The 21,025-nt window shown below is 33.0% G+C and carries 21 protein-coding genes; 12 read left to right on the plus strand and 9 right to left on the minus strand.

The genetic code is table 11. The annotated features are described in order from the left end of the window. Nucleotides 1-46: 46 nt before the first annotated feature. From purU to MHH94_RS02935, 4 genes are all read left to right on the plus strand, one after another. On the plus strand, nucleotides 47-889 hold the full coding sequence (gene purU / locus MHH94_RS02920) for a formyltetrahydrofolate deformylase (protein WP_048541231.1): 843 nt from the start codon (nucleotides 47-49) through the stop codon (nucleotides 887-889). Nucleotides 890-974: 85 nt separating this feature from the next. Further along, complete coding sequence (gene corA / locus MHH94_RS02925; protein ID WP_048541229.1) at nucleotides 975-1,919, plus strand: magnesium/cobalt transporter CorA; 945 nt, start codon at nucleotides 975-977, stop codon at nucleotides 1,917-1,919. 69 nt (nucleotides 1,920-1,988) lie between these two features. Next, complete coding sequence (locus tag MHH94_RS02930) at nucleotides 1,989-2,858, plus strand: ROK family protein (RefSeq protein ID WP_048541228.1); 870 nt, start codon at nucleotides 1,989-1,991, stop codon at nucleotides 2,856-2,858. Nucleotides 2,859-2,871: 13 nt separating this feature from the next. Next, the gene (locus tag MHH94_RS02935; RefSeq protein WP_048541226.1) at nucleotides 2,872-3,438 is read left to right on the plus strand and encodes a GNAT family N-acetyltransferase; all 567 of its coding nucleotides are present in this window, start codon (nucleotides 2,872-2,874) and stop codon (nucleotides 3,436-3,438) included. Nucleotides 3,439-4,081: 643 nt separating this feature from the next. On the opposite strand, the gene MHH94_RS02940 is transcribed toward MHH94_RS02935, so the two are convergent. Continuing rightward, nucleotides 4,082-4,264, minus strand: a complete 183-nt coding sequence (locus MHH94_RS02940; protein WP_025906889.1) for a hypothetical protein — start codon at nucleotides 4,262-4,264, stop codon at nucleotides 4,082-4,084. A gap of 84 nt (nucleotides 4,265-4,348) precedes the next feature. After that, on the minus strand, nucleotides 4,349-4,951 hold the full coding sequence (locus MHH94_RS02945) for a nitroreductase family protein (RefSeq protein ID WP_048541221.1): 603 nt from the start codon (nucleotides 4,949-4,951) through the stop codon (nucleotides 4,349-4,351). 184 nt (nucleotides 4,952-5,135) lie between these two features. Here MHH94_RS02945 and MHH94_RS02950 point away from each other — a divergent pair, with 184 nt between their 5' ends. Continuing rightward, nucleotides 5,136-5,852 (plus strand): tyrosine-protein phosphatase, encoded by a 717-nt coding sequence (locus MHH94_RS02950; protein WP_078354981.1) that lies wholly within the window; start codon nucleotides 5,136-5,138, stop codon nucleotides 5,850-5,852. Nucleotides 5,853-5,923: 71 nt separating this feature from the next. On the opposite strand, the gene MHH94_RS02955 is transcribed toward MHH94_RS02950, so the two are convergent. Next, complete coding sequence (locus tag MHH94_RS02955; RefSeq protein ID WP_078354980.1) at nucleotides 5,924-7,114, minus strand: MFS transporter; 1,191 nt, start codon at nucleotides 7,112-7,114, stop codon at nucleotides 5,924-5,926. Between the two features lie 119 nt (nucleotides 7,115-7,233). Here MHH94_RS02955 and MHH94_RS02960 point away from each other — a divergent pair, with 119 nt between their 5' ends. Further along, on the plus strand, nucleotides 7,234-7,605 hold the full coding sequence (locus MHH94_RS02960; RefSeq protein ID WP_058591209.1) for a winged helix-turn-helix transcriptional regulator: 372 nt from the start codon (nucleotides 7,234-7,236) through the stop codon (nucleotides 7,603-7,605). Nucleotides 7,606-7,776: 171 nt separating this feature from the next. On the opposite strand, the gene iadA is transcribed toward MHH94_RS02960, so the two are convergent. Beyond that, the gene (iadA, locus tag MHH94_RS02965) at nucleotides 7,777-8,922 is read right to left on the minus strand and encodes a beta-aspartyl-peptidase (RefSeq protein WP_078354979.1); all 1,146 of its coding nucleotides are present in this window, start codon (nucleotides 8,920-8,922) and stop codon (nucleotides 7,777-7,779) included. A gap of 208 nt (nucleotides 8,923-9,130) precedes the next feature. Between iadA and MHH94_RS02970 the strand changes: the two genes are divergently transcribed. The 3 genes from MHH94_RS02970 to MHH94_RS02980 are packed head-to-tail and all read left to right on the plus strand — an operon-like array spanning nucleotide 9,131 to nucleotide 11,733. Then, nucleotides 9,131-10,678, plus strand: a complete 1,548-nt coding sequence (locus tag MHH94_RS02970; RefSeq protein WP_078354978.1) for a M4 family metallopeptidase — start codon at nucleotides 9,131-9,133, stop codon at nucleotides 10,676-10,678. 52 nt (nucleotides 10,679-10,730) lie between these two features. Further along, nucleotides 10,731-10,871 (plus strand): hypothetical protein, encoded by a 141-nt coding sequence (locus tag MHH94_RS02975; protein ID WP_153653931.1) that lies wholly within the window; start codon nucleotides 10,731-10,733, stop codon nucleotides 10,869-10,871. A 22-nt stretch (nucleotides 10,872-10,893) separates the two neighbouring features. After that, nucleotides 10,894-11,733 (plus strand): helix-turn-helix domain-containing protein, encoded by an 840-nt coding sequence (locus MHH94_RS02980; RefSeq protein WP_078354977.1) that lies wholly within the window; start codon nucleotides 10,894-10,896, stop codon nucleotides 11,731-11,733. Nucleotides 11,734-11,788: 55 nt separating this feature from the next. Here the strand turns inward: MHH94_RS02980 and MHH94_RS02985 are convergent, their stop codons facing one another. Beyond that, a complete protein-coding gene (locus tag MHH94_RS02985; RefSeq protein ID WP_107603167.1) occupies nucleotides 11,789-12,424 on the minus strand; it encodes a hypothetical protein in 636 nt (211 codons plus the stop codon). 159 nt (nucleotides 12,425-12,583) lie between these two features. Here MHH94_RS02985 and MHH94_RS02990 point away from each other — a divergent pair, with 159 nt between their 5' ends. Beyond that, nucleotides 12,584-13,885, plus strand: coding sequence for a Na+/H+ antiporter NhaC family protein (locus MHH94_RS02990; protein ID WP_058591204.1), 1,302 nt, complete (start codon nucleotides 12,584-12,586; stop codon nucleotides 13,883-13,885). Between the two features lie 95 nt (nucleotides 13,886-13,980). Here MHH94_RS02990 and MHH94_RS02995 read toward each other — a convergent pair whose 3' ends face one another. Continuing rightward, complete coding sequence (locus MHH94_RS02995; RefSeq protein ID WP_058591203.1) at nucleotides 13,981-15,216, minus strand: ammonium transporter; 1,236 nt, start codon at nucleotides 15,214-15,216, stop codon at nucleotides 13,981-13,983. Nucleotides 15,217-15,333: 117 nt separating this feature from the next. Then, complete coding sequence (locus tag MHH94_RS03000; protein WP_084755760.1) at nucleotides 15,334-16,524, minus strand: M20 family metallopeptidase; 1,191 nt, start codon at nucleotides 16,522-16,524, stop codon at nucleotides 15,334-15,336. 164 nt (nucleotides 16,525-16,688) lie between these two features. Here MHH94_RS03000 and MHH94_RS03005 point away from each other — a divergent pair, with 164 nt between their 5' ends. Beyond that, a complete protein-coding gene (locus MHH94_RS03005) occupies nucleotides 16,689-17,120 on the plus strand; it encodes a MarR family winged helix-turn-helix transcriptional regulator (protein WP_075578167.1) in 432 nt (143 codons plus the stop codon). Next, a complete protein-coding gene (locus MHH94_RS03010) occupies nucleotides 17,120-18,316 on the plus strand; it encodes an MFS transporter (RefSeq protein ID WP_058591200.1) in 1,197 nt (398 codons plus the stop codon). Before MHH94_RS03005 ends, MHH94_RS03010 begins: the two co-directional genes overlap by 1 nt. Nucleotides 18,317-18,758: 442 nt before the next feature. Here MHH94_RS03010 and MHH94_RS03015 read toward each other — a convergent pair whose 3' ends face one another. Further along, nucleotides 18,759-20,231 (minus strand): catalase, encoded by a 1,473-nt coding sequence (locus MHH94_RS03015; RefSeq protein WP_075578166.1) that lies wholly within the window; start codon nucleotides 20,229-20,231, stop codon nucleotides 18,759-18,761. Nucleotides 20,232-20,556: 325 nt separating this feature from the next. Continuing rightward, nucleotides 20,557-21,018 carry an NUDIX domain-containing protein gene (locus tag MHH94_RS03020; protein ID WP_048541195.1) on the minus strand — a complete coding sequence of 154 codons (462 nt, stop codon included), beginning with the start codon at nucleotides 21,016-21,018 and terminating at the stop codon, nucleotides 20,557-20,559. Nucleotides 21,019-21,025 lie beyond the last annotated feature (7 nt).

The following is a 21,025-nucleotide window of genomic DNA, read 5'->3' on the forward strand; positions in this document are numbered from 1 at the left end:
TTGATATTGTAAGAATATTTCCAAAATTAATCAAAGGATGAGGCACATGAGTAAGCATTATATATTATTGGCTGATTGTAAAGATGAAATTGGCATTACGTCATTAATATCCACTATTATAAAAGATACAAATTCAAATATATTTCATTTAGATCACTATACAGACATTCAAGAAGAAGAAAACCATTTATATTTACGTATAGAATTTGATAAAAACGATGAAGTTAAATCGCTTTTAGAGAATGAACTAACAAATAGAAAGATTAATTTTCAAATTTTTGATGCTGAAGAAAAAGTGAAAACAGCGTTACTTGTGTCTAAAGAAGACCATGCGTTAAGTGAAATTATGTTACGTGCGAATAGACAAGAATTTCCGATTGAAATCAGTTGTGTCATTAGTAATCACGAGAATAATCGCAAATTTGTTGAGGATATGGGTATTCCTTTTCATCATGTCAGCGTAACTAAAGAAACTAAGCGTGAAAGTGAAGATGAAATTACAAGAATTTGTGAAAGTTACAATGTCGATTTACTTGTACTTGCGAAATACATGCAAATATTATCACCAGTATTTGTTGAAAGACATCACTTGAAAATTATTAACATTCACCATTCATTCTTGCCGTCATTTATTGGTGCCAACCCTTATAAACAAGCCTATACAAGAGGTGTTAAATTAATAGGGGCTACAAGTCATTATGTTACGGAAGACTTAGATGCAGGACCAATTATTGAGCAGGATGTTGTAAGAGTTAATCATAGATATACTGCACAAGATATGAAGCATACAGGTAGACATGTTGAATCTCAAGTATTAGCAAGAGCGGTGCAATGGCATTGTGAACATAAAGTTATCGTAAATGGTAATAAGACAGTCGTATTTTCATAACTTTTTTTAGTAGTGAGTATATTTGCTCACTGCTTTTTTAGTTGTATAATATGAAATAAAGTAAAGTGAAAATGGTGTGAAAAAGATGATTAAAACTTATTATGTCAATTTAAAGGATGAAATAAAGGAAACGAATTCACCTAAAGATATTTCAGAAGAGAAAAAATGGATATGGGTTGATTTAAATGAACCAACTAAAGAAGAGTCCGAAATATTAGTTGATTATTTTGATTTTCACCCTTTATCAGTAGAAGATGCAACACAAGTTCAACAAAGACCGAAGTTTAAACAATATGACGATTATCAATTTATTGTATTCCATGCATTAGATTTAAAGACTTTAGAGTCTGAAGAAGTGGATATCTTTATTGGTGATGATTTTATCGTGACATTCCATAGAGAACGTTATGAAGAAATCGATACGATCAAAAGAAAACTATTTAATGAAACGATCGAAATAAATGAACCTAAAGATATATTATTAAATATTCTAGATGATATTGTAGACAACTATTTTCCGTTTATTTACGACATTGAAGACAAGGTGTTTAATTTCGAAGATCGTCATAATTTAGATATTACAACAAAGACGTTAATTGATGACACATTTGATTTAAGACAAGAGTTGCTAATTATTAAAAGAACTGTTCAACCAATGAAGGATTTAGTATATAGAATGCGTGAAGGTAAAGTGTTGCATCTTAATGAACAACAATTTCTATATATTACGCATATTAATGACCATCTTATGAAACAAATGGAAATGGTAGATTCATCACGTGAAATGACAAGTGATATTCGAGATAATTATATTTCTTTGAATTCATTCAAGATGAACAATATAATGAAAATATTAACTATTTATTCTGTTGTGTTTATGCCATTAACATTAATTGCAGGTATTTATGGGATGAACTTTACAAATATGCCTGAACTCGAATGGCATTCAGGCTATTATATTGTCCTTATTATTATGGCTGTTATAGCAATTATTATGTTAATCGTCTTCAAGAAGAAGAGATGGTTCTAATGAATAATTTCGTTATGATTCTGAATATAACTTATGAAAATAAATAAAATGGGAAAGAGTGTGAGATAAGTGAAACTTCTAGGAGCGATTGAAGCGGGTGGAACGAAATTTGTATGTGCAGTTGGTGATGAAGATTTAAATGTAATAGAACGCATCTCTATACCAACAACTGAGCCATCAGAAACATTACCTAAAGTTATAGAATTTTTTAAACAATATCAAATTAGTAGTATAGGTATAGGATCATTTGGACCGATAGATATCAATAAAGATTCTGATACATATGGATATATCACTTCGACACCAAAAATTGCGTGGCAGAATTTTGATTTTATAGGTGCAGTTCAAGAGCATTTCGATGTACCTGTAGCATTTACGACAGATGTAAATGCCTCTTTATATGGAGAGTATCAAAAAGGAATCGCTAAAAATATTGACTCAGCGGTTTACTATACAGTAGGTACAGGTATCGGCGGCGGTGCAATCGTTAAAGGGAAAATTGTACAAGGATTAAGTCATCCTGAAATGGGACATATGTCTATTAAAATTCATAAAGATGATCAAGACTTTGAAGGTAATTGTCCATATCACGGTAATTGTTTAGAAGGTTTAGCGTCAGGACCAGCAATCGAAAAAAGAGCAGGTATTTCTGCAAAAGAAATTCATGAAAATGATAAAGATTGGGACATCGTTGCTTATTACATTGCTCAAGCAGCACTTAATACGGCATTAATGTTATCTCCTGAAAAAATCATTTTTGGTGGTGGTGTAATGCATCAAACACATTTATTAAAAAAAGTGCATGAGCAATTTGAACTATTAAATAACAATTATATTGCAGTGCCACCAGTTGAAACATATATTGTTACACCAAGTTTAAATGATGACCAAGGTATAATCGGTTGTTTAGCATTGGCTTTGAACGAATATCAATCATAAGTAGGTGTTAAGTATGAATGTATTAGTCGAATTAGCAGAAAATCAAATATTAGAAACAGAAAGACTTATTTTAAGACCTATTAATTTGAATGATATTGAGTCATTATTCGAATATGCATCTGATATTGAGAATACAACACATGTATTTCCAACACACTCATCTATAGAAGAAACTAAAAATGTGATTGCTCGATATTATATGAACGCACCATTAGGAAAGTATGGAATTGAATTAAAATCCGAAAATAAATTAATAGGTACAATCGATTTAAGAGTTGAACAAGAACATAAACGCGGAGAACTCGGTTATGCCCTTAACTTAAAATTTACAGGTAATGGCTATATGACAGAAGCGGGATTAGCATTGCTATCACTATCATTTGAAACATTAGGACTTAATCAAGTAAAAGCAATGCACAGTACAATTAATCCTAAATCAGGCGAAGTGATGAAAAGACTCGGCATGAAGAAAATAGGGGTCATGCCTAAAAATAGAATTCATAAAGAAAAAATAGTAGACGATGTCATTTATGCCATAACGGATGCAGAATATGCAGAAATGGTAAATCGTGAGAAGTAGTGGTGTGGTGTAGGTTAAAGAATTGAGTCTTGTCTTAAGTACCGAATAAAGCCAAGAGATTGTGTAAGTCATGGCTTAAGTACCAAGTAAAGCCAAGAAATCGTGTAAGTCATGGCTTAAGTACCGAATAAAGCCAAGAAATCGTGTAAGTCATGGCTTAAGTACCGAGTAAAGCCAAGAAATCGTGTAAGTCTTGGCTTAAGTACCGAATAAAGCCAAGAGATTGTGTAAGTCATGGCTTAAGTACCGAGTAAAGCCAAGAGATTGTGTAAGTCATGGCTTAAGTACCGAATAAAGCCAAGAGATTGTGTAAGTCTTGGCTTAAGTACCGAATAAAGCCAAGAGATTGTGTAAGTCTTGGCTTAAGTACCGAATAAAGCCAAGAAATCGACCAAGTCTTGGCTTAAGTACCGAGTAAAGCCAAGAGATTGTGTAAGTCATGGCTTAAGTACCGAATAAAGCCAAGAAATCGTTTAAGTCTTGGCTTAAGTACCGAGTAAAGCCAAGAGATTGTCCAAGTCATGGCTTAAGTACCAAGTAAAGCCAAGGCTTTCGCACCATTCATACCACCATCCACCCCAAACAAAAAACAACCTGAACTTACATAAGTTCAGGTTGCTCATAATCGGAAAGCAGCTTATGTTTAAGCTGCTTTTTTCATTTTTGTTAAAACTTTGAGTCCATATGCAAAGATACCGTATCCTACTAATGAACTTGGTAACCAAGTTTTAGTTAACGTGCTATCATTTTTTCTACTGAATAATGCATATGGCACGAACGTTGAAATTAAGTAAAGTACTAGAACTTTTTGATAACGTTTGTTCATTTTAAACACCTCACTTTGTTATTTTTATTATAATACTTTTTCATACATGATTGAGGTGAGTTTTTTACAAATTTAGAACATTCGTTATTCGAATTTCGCAAATGCTGATGCTGGTATACGTGAAGCTCTGTCATTATTCATTTCACCTTTACCAATTGAGATAAGCATTGCTGGTACTAAGTTATCTTCAATATTAAATGCATCAATTACTGCTTGTTTGTCAAAGCCTATCATTGGGCAAGTTGCAAGTCCAGCATCTTCACTGACTAACATTAAACTCATCGCAAATAATGAAGCACCACGTATTGCTTCGTCTCTTCTGTTTGAATCACTTTCAAAGAATTGGTGGACACTTTGTATTAATCCTGATTTCTTATCAGCTGGTATATGTTTATGGTCTATCCAATCATCTGCGATATCACCAATTGTTTCATGTGCATTTAAGTCACCTAAAATAATAAATGTCGCGCTAGATTCTTTTATTTTAATTTGTTTATTAGCCGCGTTATATAATTTTTCTTTTGCTTCATCTGTATCAACAACGATTACTTTCCATTGTTGTAAGTTCCAAGCTGAAGGTGATAATGCAGCTTGATCTAATAAATTATAAATTGTTTCTCTATCTAAATCGTATGGCTCATAAGATTTAACAGAGCGTCTTCTTTCTAATGCTTTTGCTAATTCCATTTTCCCCACTCCTTATATGTCGATATTTTTATGTTCATATAAAATAGTCTTAAAAACAACTTTTCTGCTTATTTACAAAAATCAGTCATTTTAATACTGCTTACAAACAGTTATTTGTTACAATATAAGTAATAAGGGAATAAAGTTGTATGATTATAGATACGTGACAAAAGGAGAGGTGCACATGATAGATATTCATAATCATTTATTATATGGATTAGACGATGGTCCATTAGATGAGGAAAGTATGCTAGAACTTGCAAGAGAAGCTGAGAAAATAGGTATAACAGATATAGTTGCAACACCTCATTATATAAAACATCGATTTAGAAATAATGCCGATATCGTTAAAAGTAGAACTGAAGAAGTACAATCTATATTAAATGATCATCATATTGATATTAAAGTTTATCCTAGCCAAGAGATTCATATGTTTGGTGAGGAACTTGAAGGATTAGAATCTGGTGAATTGTTACCTATTACTGAAGGTTCAAGATATGTGTTAATTGAGTTTCCATTTTTCTCGATACCAGAATTCGCTGAACAAACATTTGAAAAGTTATTTAATGCAGGATACCGTCCGATATTAGCTCATCCAGAACGTATCATTCCTATTCAAGATGATCCGCAAATTTTATTTGATTTAATTGATAGAAGCGCATTATGTCAAGTTACAGCAGGCTCTTTAGTTCATAAATATGGTGAAGATGCTAAAAGAGTAGCTGATTATTTATTAGAACAAGATGCGATTCATATTGTCGGAAGCGATGCTCATAATACATCTAATAGAAACTTTCATATTAAAGAAGCTTATGAATTTTTAGAACGTACAAAAGGTATTGAGACTGTCATACGATTGAAAGAGAATGCCCGAAAAATATTAAAAAATGAAGAAATATGAAGTATTTAAAAAGCGAGAAAAGCATGAGGTACCAGTTGATATCTCATACATTTCTCGCTTTTTTATTATTACTAAGTTGTTTGTAAAGGTTCAGTTGTTTCATGCTTGTTGACGACAAACATTAAGATACTTGCTACAAGCACCATGATGAATGCGAAATAAGGTGTACTAGATAATGTTAAATGATTTAATATAAATCCACCAATAACAGATCCAAGTGTAATACCTATGTTAAATGCAGATATGTTTAAACTTGAAGCGAAATTGACAGTTTCTTTACTATTACGTTCAGCAAAAAGTACGACAATAAGTTGTAAGCCGGGTACATTCATAAATGCGAATAGTCCCATTAATAATATACTGATAAGACCAACGACATGAAAATGCATCGTAAATCCAACAAGTAATAACGTTAATGCTTGTAATAGAAAAATAATCGTTAATGATTTTGTTGGCGCATGGTTTGTTAATTTTCCACCTAATGTATTACCAATTGCAACCATTACACCATACAATATTAAAATAATAACAATACTATTTGTTTCAAACCCTAAAATATTCGTTAAAATTTCAGTCATATATGTGTAAACAACAAATGTACCACCGTAGCCAAGCGCTGTAATTAAATAAATAGACATAAGTGGTTTGTTCTTAAAGACAGCAAGTTGTTTAATAATAGGTGCTTGCTCATATTCTGTTAAATTTTTTGGAACGAATGATATATTTGCGATTAAACTAATGAGTCCTATTAAAGCAATCGTATAGAATGACATTTCGTAACCGAAGTTTTGACCGACCCAAGTTCCAAATGGTACACCTGTAATCGTTGCAACTGTTAATCCAGTAAACATCATGGCGATGGCACTTGAACGTTTATGCGCAGGGACTAAGTCAGCTGCAATAGTTGTTGCAATAGACATGAATACACCATGTGAGAAAGCACTGAGGACTCTCATAGCTAGTAATAAACTAAATGATGTTGCAAGTCCTGCAAATACATTAGCAATAATAAACACAACCATAATGAGTATCAAAACAGTCTTTCTTTTCATATTGTTTGTTAAAGGCGTTAAGATAGGTGCGCCAACTGTAACACCAATTGCATATAAAGATACAGTAAGTCCTGCTAATGGAATCGTCACATCAAAGGCGTCTTTAATTAATGGGAGTAACCCAACGCTAATAAATTCCGTAGAACCAATAGCAAAAGCTGAGATAGCAAGTGATATAAGTGCGAGTTGATTCGAAAATTTGTTTTTCAATTTTTAAATTCCTTCCTTTATTATAAGATATGTGATATTTTAAAACGTAATAAGATAAATAGGAAGTACGCACTTTAAAGTCATATAGGTACTAAAAAGTGCCTTAGGGAGGAATCATGATGGAAGTTACGGAATATAATATTGGTGTAGAAGCAACGATAGATGTCATTGGCGGTAAATGGAAGCCAGTTATACTGTGTCATTTAAAGCATGGGACAATGCGAACATCTGAACTTAAAAAAGCTATTCCGCATATTACACAGAAAATGTTAACGCAACAATTAAGAGAGTTAGAAAAAGATGGCATTATTAATCGAATTGTATATCAACAAGTACCACCAAAAGTTGAATACGAGATATCAGAATATGGTAGTACATTAAATGAATTACTAGAGCACTTATGTAAATGGGGAGAATTCCATATTAAAAAGCGTAAAGAAGATGGCGAGCAAATAGAGCTTGATTCCATAGAATTTATAGATGGTGTTTAAGTAGGAAGTGTAAATAAGGCAGCTGTTAGTAACAAAAGTCGGTGGAAGTGTAACTAAGAGCGCCCATAGTAACAAAAGTCGGTGGAAGTGTAACTAAGAGCGCCCATAGTTACAAAACTTGGAAGAAGTGTAAACAAGCAGGGACAAAATTGTCCCTGCTTGTTTTGTATCTTATTCAAACATACCTTTTCTAATCATTTTATAATCTGAAAGCATATGTTTTCCTTTTGCAAATACATCTTTTATTCGTTTCTTTTTCACATCAATTATTAATATATCTGCATCATAATGTTCTTCGATATGACCTTTATGATGTAGTGTTAATACGTTTACGACATTTGAAGTAAATAAAGCAATTACTTCTTCCCAGTTCGAGTCTTGTACCAATAAATTAAATAATTGGTCAGTTAGCGTACTGCATTTTGCAACATCATAACCTACAAGTTGATTGTGTTCATCGAATTTAGGTAAACTACCATGTCCATCTGAAGAAACGGTTAATTTCGAAATGTCGCCTCCATGTGCTCGGTAATAATTGACGTATTCTAGGGTATTTGTACTTGCTGTTAAATCAACATACACACCTTTATGACTTAATGAAATACCTTCTTCTAACAAATCTATACCTTTATCAAAATGTGTAACATATAGTTTGTTCGGTTTAACATCATAATGCTCGATTAGGTCATGAATTTGTTTCAATTTATGTTTACCTGTACCTATATGAAAATGTGTTACACCAGCTTTTCCACTTAGCATACCGCCAACTGTTGTATCCGCCACAATTCTTGAGAGCTCTTCAGTTGTTGGAATTGATGATCTGAAATCATTTATAGCTATCTCGCCAGTGCCAATCACTTTATCAATTAAAAATAAATCTTCTTTGATGGAGTTTGTAATTGTAGTAACGGGTAGGTGATAATTACCTGTGTACATATATGTAGAGACACCTTCAGCTTCTAATGCTTGAGCTTTTGCATATAAACTCGTTAGCGTTCGAGAAATACCATCTGTACCGATCAATCCAACTACGCTTGTAATACCATTTGATATTAAATGCGTTAATTGAACTTCTGGCGTTCTTGTCACATAACTCGCTTCACCTCCACCTCCGAGCAAGTGAATATGTGGGTCTATAATCCCTGGCATAACCGTATATCCTGTAGCATCGATGATCTTTAAGTTTGGATCCAGTTGCTTTATTAATTCAATATCTATATCTCCGATTTTAATAATAGATCGCCCTTGAATAAGTATCGATTGCTGACCCATATAGTTTGGTGAATATAAATCACCATTTTTAATAATTGTAAACATCAGCATCCTCCTTTAAAGCTTTCTTTATCTATATATTTTAGAGCAAGTATATCGTGAAATCAAAATGTAGCAAACTAAATTAATATATGTCGATATTCTATATGTAATATAAACGTAATATAAAATTACACTTTTTATAATGACTTTATACTTCATATTATATATAATTAAGTTGTACTTATTCTAAAAATATATAGGGGTGGATTAAATGTATCGATCGAAAAAAATTTTATCAGTAGGTTTTACTTCAGTTATGGCTTTGACTTTAGGATTATCAAATGTGGCTAGTGCGAAAGAAAGTAGCCCTTTAGATCAAAAGGAATTAAAATCAATTCCTAAACAAGAAATTAACACAAAAGCTGAAGCACAAGAGATTTTGAGTCAATTACCAGGCAATCCAAATATAAAGAAAAGTTACAAACAATTTGAAGTAGCAAATGAATTTAAAGATAACTTAGGATATACGCATTATACTTTGAAACCTAAAGTAGATAACTACGTTGTCGAAGATAAAGAAGTCAAAATACATACCAATCATAATCAAGAATTAGAACTCGTCAATGGGGATGTCAATACAGAAAAAGTTACATATACAAATAAACAAAGCTTATCTAAAGATGAAGCGGTTAATAAAGCTTTTGAAAGTATCGGCGTGAGTCAAAATGAAGTGAAAAATATTAAAGGACAAAAAGTCGTTAATAAAGATGAATTAGTGATCAATGCTGAAAAGAAAAAATTAGTCTATAATGTTGAAATTATTTATTTAGATCCTAAACCAGCACGCTGGGAAATTAAAATTGATGCTGAGACTGGTGAAGTCGTAAGTAAGAAAAATAAAATTGAACATATTGCTGGTAGTGGTGTAGGTGTTAATGGGGATACTAAAAAGCCACTCAATTTAACTAAAATAAGCAATGGCTATGGTTTACAAGATGAAACACATTCTGGAACAATCCATACTTATGATGCAAAGAATGGAACGTCTAGCTTCTCACTTATGACAGATACGGATACAAACTTTAATAGTAAAAATCAAGCTGCAGGTGTGGATGCGCACTTTAATGCTGCTAAAACTTATGACTACTATTTAAATACACACAATAGAGATAGTTATGATGGAAACGGTGCTGAAATTAATTCTATTGTTCATTTTGATAGAAATTATAATAATGCCTTTTGGAATGGCCAATACATGGTGTATGGAGATGGTGATGGCAAAACATTTACATCATTGTCTGCTGCAGATGATGTTGTTGCACATGAATTAACACATGCTGTTACTGAACATAGTGCAAATCTTGTATATGAGAATCAACCAGGTGCTTTAAATGAATCAATGTCAGATGTGTTTGGTTATTTTGTTGATCCTGAAGACTGGTTAATGGGAGAAGATGCATACACACCAGGTAAACCAGGTGATGGATTAAGAAGTCTTTCTAATCCAGAACAATATAATCAACCTGCACATATGAATAATTATCAGAACTTGCCAAATACTGAACAAGGTGACTATGGTGGCGTTCATATTAATAGTGGTATACCAAATAAAGCAGCTTATTTAACGATTACTAAAATTGGAAAAGAAAAATCAGAAGACATCTATTATAGAGCTTTAACACAATACTTAAGTTCAAACTCTTCATTCTTAGATGCTAAATTTGCATTAAAACAAGCAGCATCTGATTTATATGGTGCAAACTCAACTGAAGTACAACAAGTAGTCAATGCTTGGAATTCAGTAGGCGTAACTGGATAAAATAATTGTATTTTCACACATTGAGACTTAAAATAAAGAGGAGGACATTAACATGCAGAATCCGAAACATATGATACATCGTAAAATGCTTATGAATGGAGGTCGTGTATATTTGACGGGACAAATATGCACAGCAACACCGATACCAGATGATATGCATAGCGTGGGTTATTCAAACATGTTAATTCGATAACTGAATACGGGGAGCGTTATATATGAAATTAGGAGAACGTGTCAAACAAAGGAGAATAGATTTAAAGCTATCTCAACAGAACTTAGCGCAAGGTATTGCGACTCAAAGTCAAATTTCAAAAATAGAAAAGAATGAATTACAACCGGGATCTCAACTACTATTTAACATTTCAAGAAGATTAAATTGTAGTATGGACTATTTATATATTGGTGATGAGTTAGATACACAATTAGAACAGAAGTTAAAAGTAATAGAAAGATTGTTAGAAGATCGTGATTATGATGCACTAATACCTATTATAGATGGCAATTATTTATCAAATAGTTCAACAGATGAAATTGCTGCTTCGAAGTGGGTAAGATCTATTATTACTTTTTATAAGCATGATGATGTTGAACAATCTTTACAACTAATAGAAGAAGCTTATCGTTTAATGGATCATAATATGTATGAGAAATTACAAGTTTCTATCTGTAATACGCGCGCTATTTACTACTATAGACAGAATGAAAATGAAAAAGCAAAGTCATCACTAGAACAAGGTTTAGAAATTGCTAAACGCTATAATGTAGATGATAATTATCAAATCAAATTGTTATACACATTATCTAATATTTACTCGAATGAAAAAGCTTATGACAGATGTTTAGCTTATGCTCAATCTGCATTAGATATTACGATTAAATCGAATAGATATATGTTATATAGTGAATTAGTTTATAATATTGTGCAATCACGATTAGAGATGGGCATTCTAAATGATACGGATAAGAAACAATTAGACATTGCACTTTTCTTAAGTGAACAATCTAAAAAACATAACATCACAATATTAATTAGAGATTTAATGAAAACTTTATAAACAAAAATACTTTCATAACCAATTCTTCTAAACGAATAGGATATGAAAGTATTTTTTATTTTTGAATGACTTGAAGGATGGTTTCTGTCGTTAATTCAGATTCAAGTTTAGAAGCTAATTGTTGAATAGCTTTAAAGTCATGTCTGTCTTTATAAGGATATGTATAATTGAGCGTCTGTAAGATATGTAAGATAAGCGCTTCTTCTAATATGACATGTTTATTGTTCAAAATAGTCGTCGTAATCTTTTCAGAATTGTAATCTTTAATGATTTCATATATGTATAACTTCGCAAAATAGTAGGCTATCACATCGTTTAATAAATCATATTTATGACATAGAGACTCTATAAATAAATATAAATGTGCGTTACCTTCTAATTGAATTGAAGCATCTTCTTTATATGTCCCAACAAGAAAATAAATATCTGGCCTTAAATATGTTTGATATTGCTTTAGAAATTTCAGCCTTACTTCAAAGATAATATGAACCAATTTCGTGTTTATTTTTAAAATTAAGGGAAGGTCTTGTTCTAATTTAAGAAGCTTTGGATGGATATTTTGACATAGTACATGTTCATCATAACCTGCATGTTGAAACTCTGTACGATACTTTGTAAAATATGAAAGCCTAGACTGTTCATTTAAATGAAAGTTATTAAAAAAATCATTAATTGTATTACTAATAATCATAATTGAACCCCTTAACATTTGCTTTAATCTTATGATAGCTATATTACCTGATTTTGATGAATTAATCATCAAATGGTAAAATTAAAAATTAATAATTGACGAGAATCAATATGTCCTGTACCCTTTTAAAGTATTCAAGATATATAAGAGGAGAAAATAATGAATCAAATTAATCATAAAGGATCATTTATAGCTTTATTACCGTTAATCGTATTTGTAACGCTGTTTATAGGTACTGGATTAATCATGAAAGATTTTAATTACTTACCTTTAAATGTAGCGATTCTTATTGCCGCAGTCTTTGCATGTGCCATGTATCCAAAGACACCTTTAGCTAAGAAATTAGATATATTTACAAAAGGCGCAGCTCATCCTAACATTTTATTAATGGTATTTGTCTTTTTAATGGCAGGTGCGTTTAGTCAAACAGCTAAAAGTATGGGTGCTGTAAGTTCAACTGTTAATTTAGGATTATCTTTAATTCCCGGACAGTTTTTATTAGCAGGTTTATTCATAGTTGGTGCATTTATTTCAGTAGCTATGGGTACATCAATGGGAACAGTAGCAGCATTAGCACCGGTAGGCGTAGGTATCTCAGAAGCGACAGATATCTCACTTGCTTTAACAACAGCAACTGTCGTAGGTGGTGCAATGTTCGGTGATAACTTATCAATGATTTCAGATACAACCATCGCAGCAGTTAGAACGCAACAAACGAAAATGAGCGATAAATTTAAGATGAATTTCTTAATTGTATTACCTGGTGCAATCTTAACAGTGCTTATTCTATGGTTTGTTACAAAAGATGCAGGTATGACAGATGCCAGTCAAGGTGGCTATAGTATCATTAAAGTCATTCCATATTTATTTGTATTAATTAGTGCGTTATGTGGGATGAACGTATTGATGGTATTAGTGCTTGGTGTCATCGTAGCAAGCTTAATAGGATTATTAGAGGGCTCATTTACACTTGGAGAAAATTTAAAAGCAATCTCAGATGGACTTATCGGCATGCAAGATATTTCTATGATTGCATTATTAATCGGTGGTATGATCGGTCTAATAGAATATCATGGCGGAATAAAATGGTTGCTCAATACCGTAACGAAACGCTTAAAATCTAAACGCGGCGCAGAATTTGGTATTGCCAGTTTAGTAGGCGTGACGAATTTAGCAACAGCTAACAACACAATTTCAATCATTACAGCAGGACCACTCGCCAAAGAAATAGCAGATGATTATCAAATTGATCGCAGAAAATCAGCAAGTATATTAGATATATTTGCGAGTACAGTTCAAGGAATTATCCCATACGGCGCACAAGTATTAGCAGCAACAAGCGTCGCAGGAATATCAACAGTATCACTATTACCATATTCATTTTATCCATATTTATTAGGCATATGCGGTATCGCGTCTATTATAATAGGCTATCCACGTAAGAAGAAAGAAGCGGAATAAGCTTAAGTATTAATATTATAAACAAAAACAAGCATATCACGTTATGACTGAATGATTCAGTTAAGTGATATGCTTGTTTTTTCATAGCTATATTTTTATGCTTTTTCTTGTTTGAGTTCGTATCCATATGCGGTTTCGCCATGGAAGACGGTATCTAAGCCTTCTAGTTCTGCTTTTTCGTCTGTTCTTAATGTTGTAAAGATACTGATGATTTTAGCGATGATGTAAGTCATAATTCCACTAAATGCGATTGTTACGACGACGGCAACGATTTGTACGACTACTGGCATAATGCCACCACCAAAGAATACACCGTCTGATATTGTTGAGTTAACGCTAGAATTTTGGAATAAACCTGTTCCTATTGCACCAACGACCCCTCCAAATCCATGTAAACCGAATGCATCTAATGCATCGTCATAGTTAAGTAATACTTTAAGGTGCGTGATAACATAGTAACAAACGAATCCACCTAATATTCCTAGAATCATTGCACTTCCGTAACCGACAAAACCTGCTGCTGGTGTAATCGTTACGAGTCCTGCTAACATTCCTGATAACGTTCCGATTAAAGTGACCTTTTTCTTTTGAATATATTCAAAGATAGACCAACCGGCAATACCTGCACATGATGCTAATATTGTATTAACAAATGCGAGCATGGCAACTGAATCGAAAGTGAGTGCTGATCCTGTATTAAAGCCAAACCAACCGAACCATACGAGAATACCACCGATTAGAGTAATGACTAAATTATGTGGTGGTTTTTTATTGCTAGGCTTTCTAGAACCAAGTAGTAGGGCAAGTACAAGTCCAGAAACACCAGATGAAATATGGACTACTGTACCACCAGCAAAATCAATTGCACCAAGTTTGTGAATCCAGCCGCCACCCCATACCCAATGTGCTACTGGGCTATAAACTAGAATGACCCATAAACTCATAAAGATTAAAAATGGTCCGAATTTCATTCTTTCAGCTACTGAACCAGTAAGAATTGAAACGGCAATGGTACAAAATGTTAATTGGAAAAGCATAAATAATGCGAATGGAATGGTTTCACTAAAATTACCATTAGGTGTGAATCCAACTCCGTTTAATAACGCATGTGAGAAATCACCTATCCATAAATTGTTACCGCCAAAACTAATAGAAAATCCTATTAATACCCACGTGAATGTTACAACAACAATTGCTGAAATACTGTGCATGGAAGTATTTAAAACATTTTTAGATTGAACTAATCCTCCGTAAAATAATGCTAATCCAGGTGTCATTAACCAAACTAACAACGTACATCCGAATAATAAAAGTGTATCTGTCTGACTCATCTTCCCTCAACTCCTTATTTTTTTAAAAGTATAAAATATAAAATAAGAAAAAAGAAATATGAGTCAGGTAAATTTACACTCGGTGTGACATTACTTAACATCTGTTAAGTAAATGGATTATTGAACACCTAAATAATCAAAGGTAACAGCAGCTACTGATTTAGCTGCAATAAGTAGAGAACCTTCATCAATATCAAATTTAGGATGATGATGAGGGAATGTTTCTTTATCTTTTGGACTTGCGCCTACATAGAAGAATGTACAAGGTAATTCTTTTGCATAGTAAGCGAAATCTTCTGATGGTGGTTGTGGTTCGCAACGTTCAACACTTTTAACTTCAGGAATATTAGCCGCTTCAATTGCTTTCGCAACTTGTTTCGTTAATTCAGGATCATTATATAGAACTGGATAATCTCTCGTATATTCAAGTTCACATTGAACACCATACATAGATTCTAGACCTTTAGAAAGTCGTTTAACTTCTGATTCAATGAGTTGTAGTGTTTCTTCGTTCATACCTCTAACGTCACCTTCAAGGGTGACTTCATTTTTAATGATATTAAACTGTCCTTTACCATCAAATGAACCGATAGAAATAACGCCCATATCAAATGGATTCAATCTTCTTGAAACGATTGTTTGTACAGACATGACAAAGCTACTTGCTGCAACAATTGGGTCATTTGTTAAATGTGGTGACGAACCATGACCACCACGACCTGTGATTTTTAATTTAAATATATTTCGACCAGATTGAACATTGCCTTCTCTATAATAAACGTGATCACTTTCAAGTGCGCTCATGACATGGACGCCGATGACATTATCAACGCCATCAAGAATGCCATCTTTAATTAAGTATTGTGAGCCACCAGGTGGCTTTTCTTCAGCAGGTTGGTGAATGATGACAATCTTACCTTTAAGTTGATCTTTCACTTCAATTAAAGTTTCAGCAAGGACCATCATATAAGCAGTATGCGCGTCATGACCACATGCATGCATGACACCCTCATTTTTAGAACTGAAAGGTAGGCCAGTATCTTCTTTTATTGGTAAAGCATCGAAATCAGCGCGTAACGCTAATGTCTTACCTGGTTTACCAGAATCAATTGTTACTTTAATACCGTAAATGCCTTCTCCTCCGATATGCGTTTGCAATGTTACATCTTTATCTTTATAAAAGTCAGCAATATACTGGGCTGTCTCTCTTTCTTCAAAAGATAACTCAGGATGCTCATGTAAGTATCTTCTGATTTCAATCATTTTATTTTCTTTCTTAGATAATTTTTCATAGAAATCATTTAACATATCAAGTTTCTCCTTATATTTGTTTAATTTAATTATAATAGAAATTTTTGAAAAATTGTTGTTAGAAGCGTAAATGGGTGTTGACATAACATGACAATGGGCGTAGAATAATTGAGTATTAGTTAGCAAGGCTAACTATATTTTTATGAGAAAAGGTGAAAACAATGAAGAACTTTTTATATTCCTATACAAATTTGTATCGACCATATATTCATCATATTAATGAGATATTGGAACCGTTTGATTTATATGCTGCGCAGTACAAAGTGTTGCATGATATTGCATTTAATCAACCAACTACACTGGTACAAGTTTCAAAGCGTTCTTTTATTGAGAAGCCTACAGCTCGTAAAATTATAAAAAAATTGATCGAACGGGAATTGATTCAAGCAGTTAATAGTAAAGAAGATAAAAGAGAAAAATTCCTTACTTTAACTGAGCAAGGTCAAAATCAATTCGATGAAATTCATCATAGAATTGGTGTATTTCAAGAAAAATGTCTGCAAGCAATTGGTGTCGAAGAAGCGGAACTTAATAAGGCACAAGAGATTTTAGAGAATTTGAGAAGTTATTTAATAGAGGAGGAAACAGAGTAATGAATGACCAAATTAAGAAACCGATTTGGACAAAAGATTTTATATTTAATTTTGTTATTAGCTTTTTTATATTTTTATCAATGTACTTACTATTAGTAACAGTAGGTGGTTATAGTAAGGAAACATTTGGAGTTTCAGACAGTATGGCTGGTCTAGCATCAGGATTATTTATTGTTGGATCATTAGTAGGTAGATTTTTAACAGGTAAATATATCAATATAGTAGGTAGTAAAAAAGTGTTAGTCATCGGTGGGATTCTACTAGTTATCACAAATGGTTTATATCTCGTGACTGCATCATCATTCGCATTGTTATTAATCGTACGTATTCTAAATGGTATTGCAAGTGGGGTAGCAAGTACAGCTACAGGAACAATTGCAGCATTTATCACACCAGCACAACGTCGTAGTGAAGGTATCAGTATGTATAGTTTAAGTATGGTACTCGGTACAGCAATCGGACCATTTATAGGCTTATTACTATATCAACACATTCCAATGTCTGGACTATTTACAATTTGTACGATACTTATTGTTGTAGCATTTGTTATGTCACTATTCATGAAAGTTGAAACACCTGTAATGGCTAGTGTCAAAACAGAAGAGAAAAAAGGATTTAAACTTACTGATTTCTTCTCAGTACATGCCTTACCAATTGCAATCGTAGTTGTAATTGTTAGTATTGCATATTCATCAGTATTGTCATTTATTCAATTCTTTGCACAAGAAAATCATTTAGTAGATGCAGCAAGTTTCTTCTTTGTTGTTTATGCAGTAGCAGTCTTAATTACAAGACCATTTACAGGAAGAATTATGGACCAACGCGGTGAGAATATCGTTACAATACCAGCATTTATATGTTTAATTGTCGGTTTATTCTTAATTAGTATTGCAAGTAATGGTGTGATCTTATTAATCGCAGGTGCATTTATAGGATTAGGATTCGGTAACTTACAATCTATATTCCAAGCATTAGTCGTTAAAGTATCTCCAATAGAAGCAATGGGATTAGCAACATCAACATATTTCATAGGCTTAGACTTCGGATTAGGATTCGGACCATATGTACTAGGTAATTTCACACATTCAATCGGATATTCAGGATTATATCTAGCAATGTCTATTGTAGCCTTAATAGGATTAGTCGCATTCTATTTCTTACACATGATTAAAGCTAAAAAAGTAAGTCAATTATAATAAGTTGATGATATGAAGGGACAGAATTCCGAGAAATGTCCGTAAGAGGTGTCGTTAGGGACAGAATTCCGAGAAGTGATCGTAAGAGGTGTCGTTAGGGACAGAATTCCGAGAAATGTCCGTAAGAGTGGGTGTTAGGGACAGAATTCTGAGAAGTGTCCGTAAGAGGGTGTCGTTAGGGACAGAATTCCGAGAAATGTCCGTAAGAGGTGCTGTTAGGGACAGAATTCCGAGAAATGTCTATAAGTGAGCAGTTTCTATCTACCAGAATTCAGAATAATGGAAGTTACAGCATTCTAATTACCAGAATTCAGAATAAAGGAAGTTAGAGATACTCAATTTCTAAACTTCATAATAATGTAGTCTGAGACACCGAGATGTCTCAGACACTACTTAAAAAATAGCGTATAGGACATTCGTTGTCCTATACGCTATTTATATATTATCCTTCTAAATCAACTGAGTTGATATCAATGCCTAATGCATTTGCTACACCTTTACCGTAGTCTGGATCTGCTTTGTAACAGTTACGGATGTGACGGTGTTTTACTTCGTCAGTAGTGCCTTGCATTTCGTTAGCTGTATTTTGGAAAATACGTTGTTGTTGTTCTGGTGATTGGAGACGGAATAATTTACCTGGTTGTTCATAGTAATTATCGTCATCTTCACGGAAGTCGTGTTCGTATAATTCACCTTCAAGTTCTAAACTTGGTTTCTTGTATTCAGGTTGTGATTGATGCGCTTCATAACTATTTGGATAGTAGTTAATTCCGCCACCTTGGTTACCATCTATTCTCATTTGTCCATCTCTTGAGAATGGGCAAACATTTGTTGCAGCTTTTGGAGAGTTTACTGGGATTTGCCAGTGGTTAACACCTAAGCGATAACGTTGCGCATCTCCGTAAGAGAATAAACGACCTTGTAACATTTTATCTGGAGAGAAGTCTATACCAGGGATGATGTTTGTTGGCGCAAATGCAGCTTGTTCAACATCTTGGAAATAGTTCTCTGGGTTACGATTTAATTCGAATTCACCAACTGGAATTAATGGATATTCGTCTTTAAACCATACTTTAGTCAAGTCAAATGGGTTATCTTTATGATTTCTTGCTTGTTCTTCAGTCATAACTTGAATGTACATTTTCCATTTAGGGAAATTGCCTTCTTCAATAGCGTTGAATAAGTCTCTTTGACTTGATTCACGGTCTTTAGCAATTACTTGTTCAGCTTCTTCTGCTGTGTAATTTTCGATACCTTGTTGTGTTCTGAAGTGGAATTTAACCCATACACGTTCACCTGCATCGTTGTACATTGAGTAAGTGTGTGAACCGAAACCGTGCATGTTACGGAATCCTTTTGGAATACCTCTATCTGTCATTAAAATTGTAACTTGGTGTAATGCTTCAGGTAATAATGTCCAGAAGTCCCAGTTTGATTGTGGGTTATGCATGTTTGTTTTAGGGTCACGTTTAACAACATGGTTTAAACTTGCAAATAATTTAGGATCACGGAAGAAGAATACAGGTGTGTTGTTACCAACTAAGTCCCAGTTACCTTCTTCAGTATAGAATTTAAGTGCGAAACCACGTATGTCACGTTCAGCTTCTGCAGCACCACGTTCACCAGCAACTGTAGAGAAACGTGCAAACATTTCAGTTTGCTTACCAATTTCAGAGAATATTTTAGCATTTGTATATTGTGTTATATCATGTGTAACAGTAAAAGTACCGAACGCACCAGAACCTTTAGCGTGCATACGTCGCTCTGGAATCACTTCTCTGTCGAAATGTGCCATTTGTTCTAAGAAATAAATATCTTGCATAGCAAGTGGTCCGCGTTTACCAGCAGTTAATGAATTTTCACGATCTGATACTGGCGCACCAAAAAGTCCTGTAAGTTTTGATTTATTACTCATATCATAATCCTCCTCAAGATTTCTTAATTATAATAATTCTAATTTCATACTAATTATAATTTAAAGTGAGCAAAGTGACAAGTAAAAGAATAAAAAATACAGAAAGAATTACAGAGCTACTTTGTTATATATTTAGATATAATAACCTAAAAGTGTAAAAACTAAACATTAAACAGGGCTTTTTGAGTAAATTTTACGTTTTGTACACAAATTGTTAATAGAATAATTTTTATTTAAAATGAGAATTGGACAGATTAATTGATTATAAGAACTATAAATAATAAAAAAAGAACGCGTTTTTTCGCGTTCTTAATAGAAATAAATATTAATTAGGTAAATCTCTGTCTATAAATAGTGGCTGAACGTCTACTCTTTTCAAAATGATTTCTTTTGCTTTTTGAGGTAGCAGTTTGATTTCAGGAATTTCTGAGACTTTTAATGATACATATTTAATTTTTTGATCGAATGGAATGGTTAAATCATCTAAAGATTCATTAATTGTAGCATGATAAATAAATAATATTTCGTGATAAGACGTACTTTCATATTCAAAGAAGTTTTGAACAGTCGTTAAAAAGTAAATATCATCACATTCAATATTGAGTTCTTCTTTGATTTCACGTTTAATAGCTGAGTCCGAGCTTTCGAAATATTTTACTCTCCCACCAATTAATGCATAATAATCATGTTTTTTATCATAGTGGAAACAATAACCATGCTTATCTTTGATGATTGCGCCAACTCTAATGTTCAACATACCATCGCCTGATTTAAGTGAAAGATCCATCACAACG

The sequence above is a fragment of the Mammaliicoccus sp. FSL K6-3158 genome (assembly GCF_038005105.1).
GTDB lineage: Bacteria > Bacillota > Bacilli > Staphylococcales > Staphylococcaceae > Mammaliicoccus > Mammaliicoccus sciuri.

What these genes read in the sequence shown, in the direction of transcription:
- purU (WP_048541231.1), top strand. Translation starts at nt 47, where the DNA reads ATGAGTAAGCATTATATATTATTGGCTGATTGTAAAGATGAAATTGGC.
- corA (WP_048541229.1), top strand. Translation starts at nt 975, where the DNA reads ATGATTAAAACTTATTATGTCAATTTAAAGGATGAAATAAAGGAAACG.
- MHH94_RS02935 (WP_048541226.1), top strand. Translation starts at nt 2,872, where the DNA reads ATGAATGTATTAGTCGAATTAGCAGAAAATCAAATATTAGAAACAGAA.
- MHH94_RS02940 (WP_025906889.1), bottom strand. Translation starts at nt 4,264, where the DNA reads ATGAACAAACGTTATCAAAAAGTTCTAGTACTTTACTTAATTTCAACG.
- MHH94_RS02945 (WP_048541221.1), bottom strand. Translation starts at nt 4,951, where the DNA reads ATGGAATTAGCAAAAGCATTAGAAAGAAGACGCTCTGTTAAATCTTAT.
- MHH94_RS02950 (WP_078354981.1), top strand. Translation starts at nt 5,136, where the DNA reads ATGATAGATATTCATAATCATTTATTATATGGATTAGACGATGGTCCA.
- MHH94_RS02960 (WP_058591209.1), top strand. Translation starts at nt 7,234, where the DNA reads ATGGAAGTTACGGAATATAATATTGGTGTAGAAGCAACGATAGATGTC.
- iadA (WP_078354979.1), bottom strand. Translation starts at nt 8,922, where the DNA reads ATGTTTACAATTATTAAAAATGGTGATTTATATTCACCAAACTATATG.
- MHH94_RS02970 (WP_078354978.1), top strand. Translation starts at nt 9,131, where the DNA reads ATGTATCGATCGAAAAAAATTTTATCAGTAGGTTTTACTTCAGTTATG.
- MHH94_RS02975 (WP_153653931.1), top strand. Translation starts at nt 10,731, where the DNA reads ATGCAGAATCCGAAACATATGATACATCGTAAAATGCTTATGAATGGA.
- MHH94_RS02980 (WP_078354977.1), top strand. Translation starts at nt 10,894, where the DNA reads ATGAAATTAGGAGAACGTGTCAAACAAAGGAGAATAGATTTAAAGCTA.
- MHH94_RS02985 (WP_107603167.1), bottom strand. Translation starts at nt 12,424, where the DNA reads ATGATTATTAGTAATACAATTAATGATTTTTTTAATAACTTTCATTTA.
- MHH94_RS02990 (WP_058591204.1), top strand. Translation starts at nt 12,584, where the DNA reads ATGAATCAAATTAATCATAAAGGATCATTTATAGCTTTATTACCGTTA.
- MHH94_RS02995 (WP_058591203.1), bottom strand. Translation starts at nt 15,216, where the DNA reads ATGAGTCAGACAGATACACTTTTATTATTCGGATGTACGTTGTTAGTT.
- MHH94_RS03000 (WP_084755760.1), bottom strand. Translation starts at nt 16,524, where the DNA reads ATGTTAAATGATTTCTATGAAAAATTATCTAAGAAAGAAAATAAAATG.
- MHH94_RS03005 (WP_075578167.1), top strand. Translation starts at nt 16,689, where the DNA reads ATGAAGAACTTTTTATATTCCTATACAAATTTGTATCGACCATATATT.
- MHH94_RS03010 (WP_058591200.1), top strand. Translation starts at nt 17,120, where the DNA reads ATGAATGACCAAATTAAGAAACCGATTTGGACAAAAGATTTTATATTT.
- MHH94_RS03015 (WP_075578166.1), bottom strand. Translation starts at nt 20,231, where the DNA reads ATGAGTAATAAATCAAAACTTACAGGACTTTTTGGTGCGCCAGTATCA.
- MHH94_RS03020 (WP_048541195.1), bottom strand. Translation starts at nt 21,018, where the DNA reads ATGGATCTTTCACTTAAATCAGGCGATGGTATGTTGAACATTAGAGTT.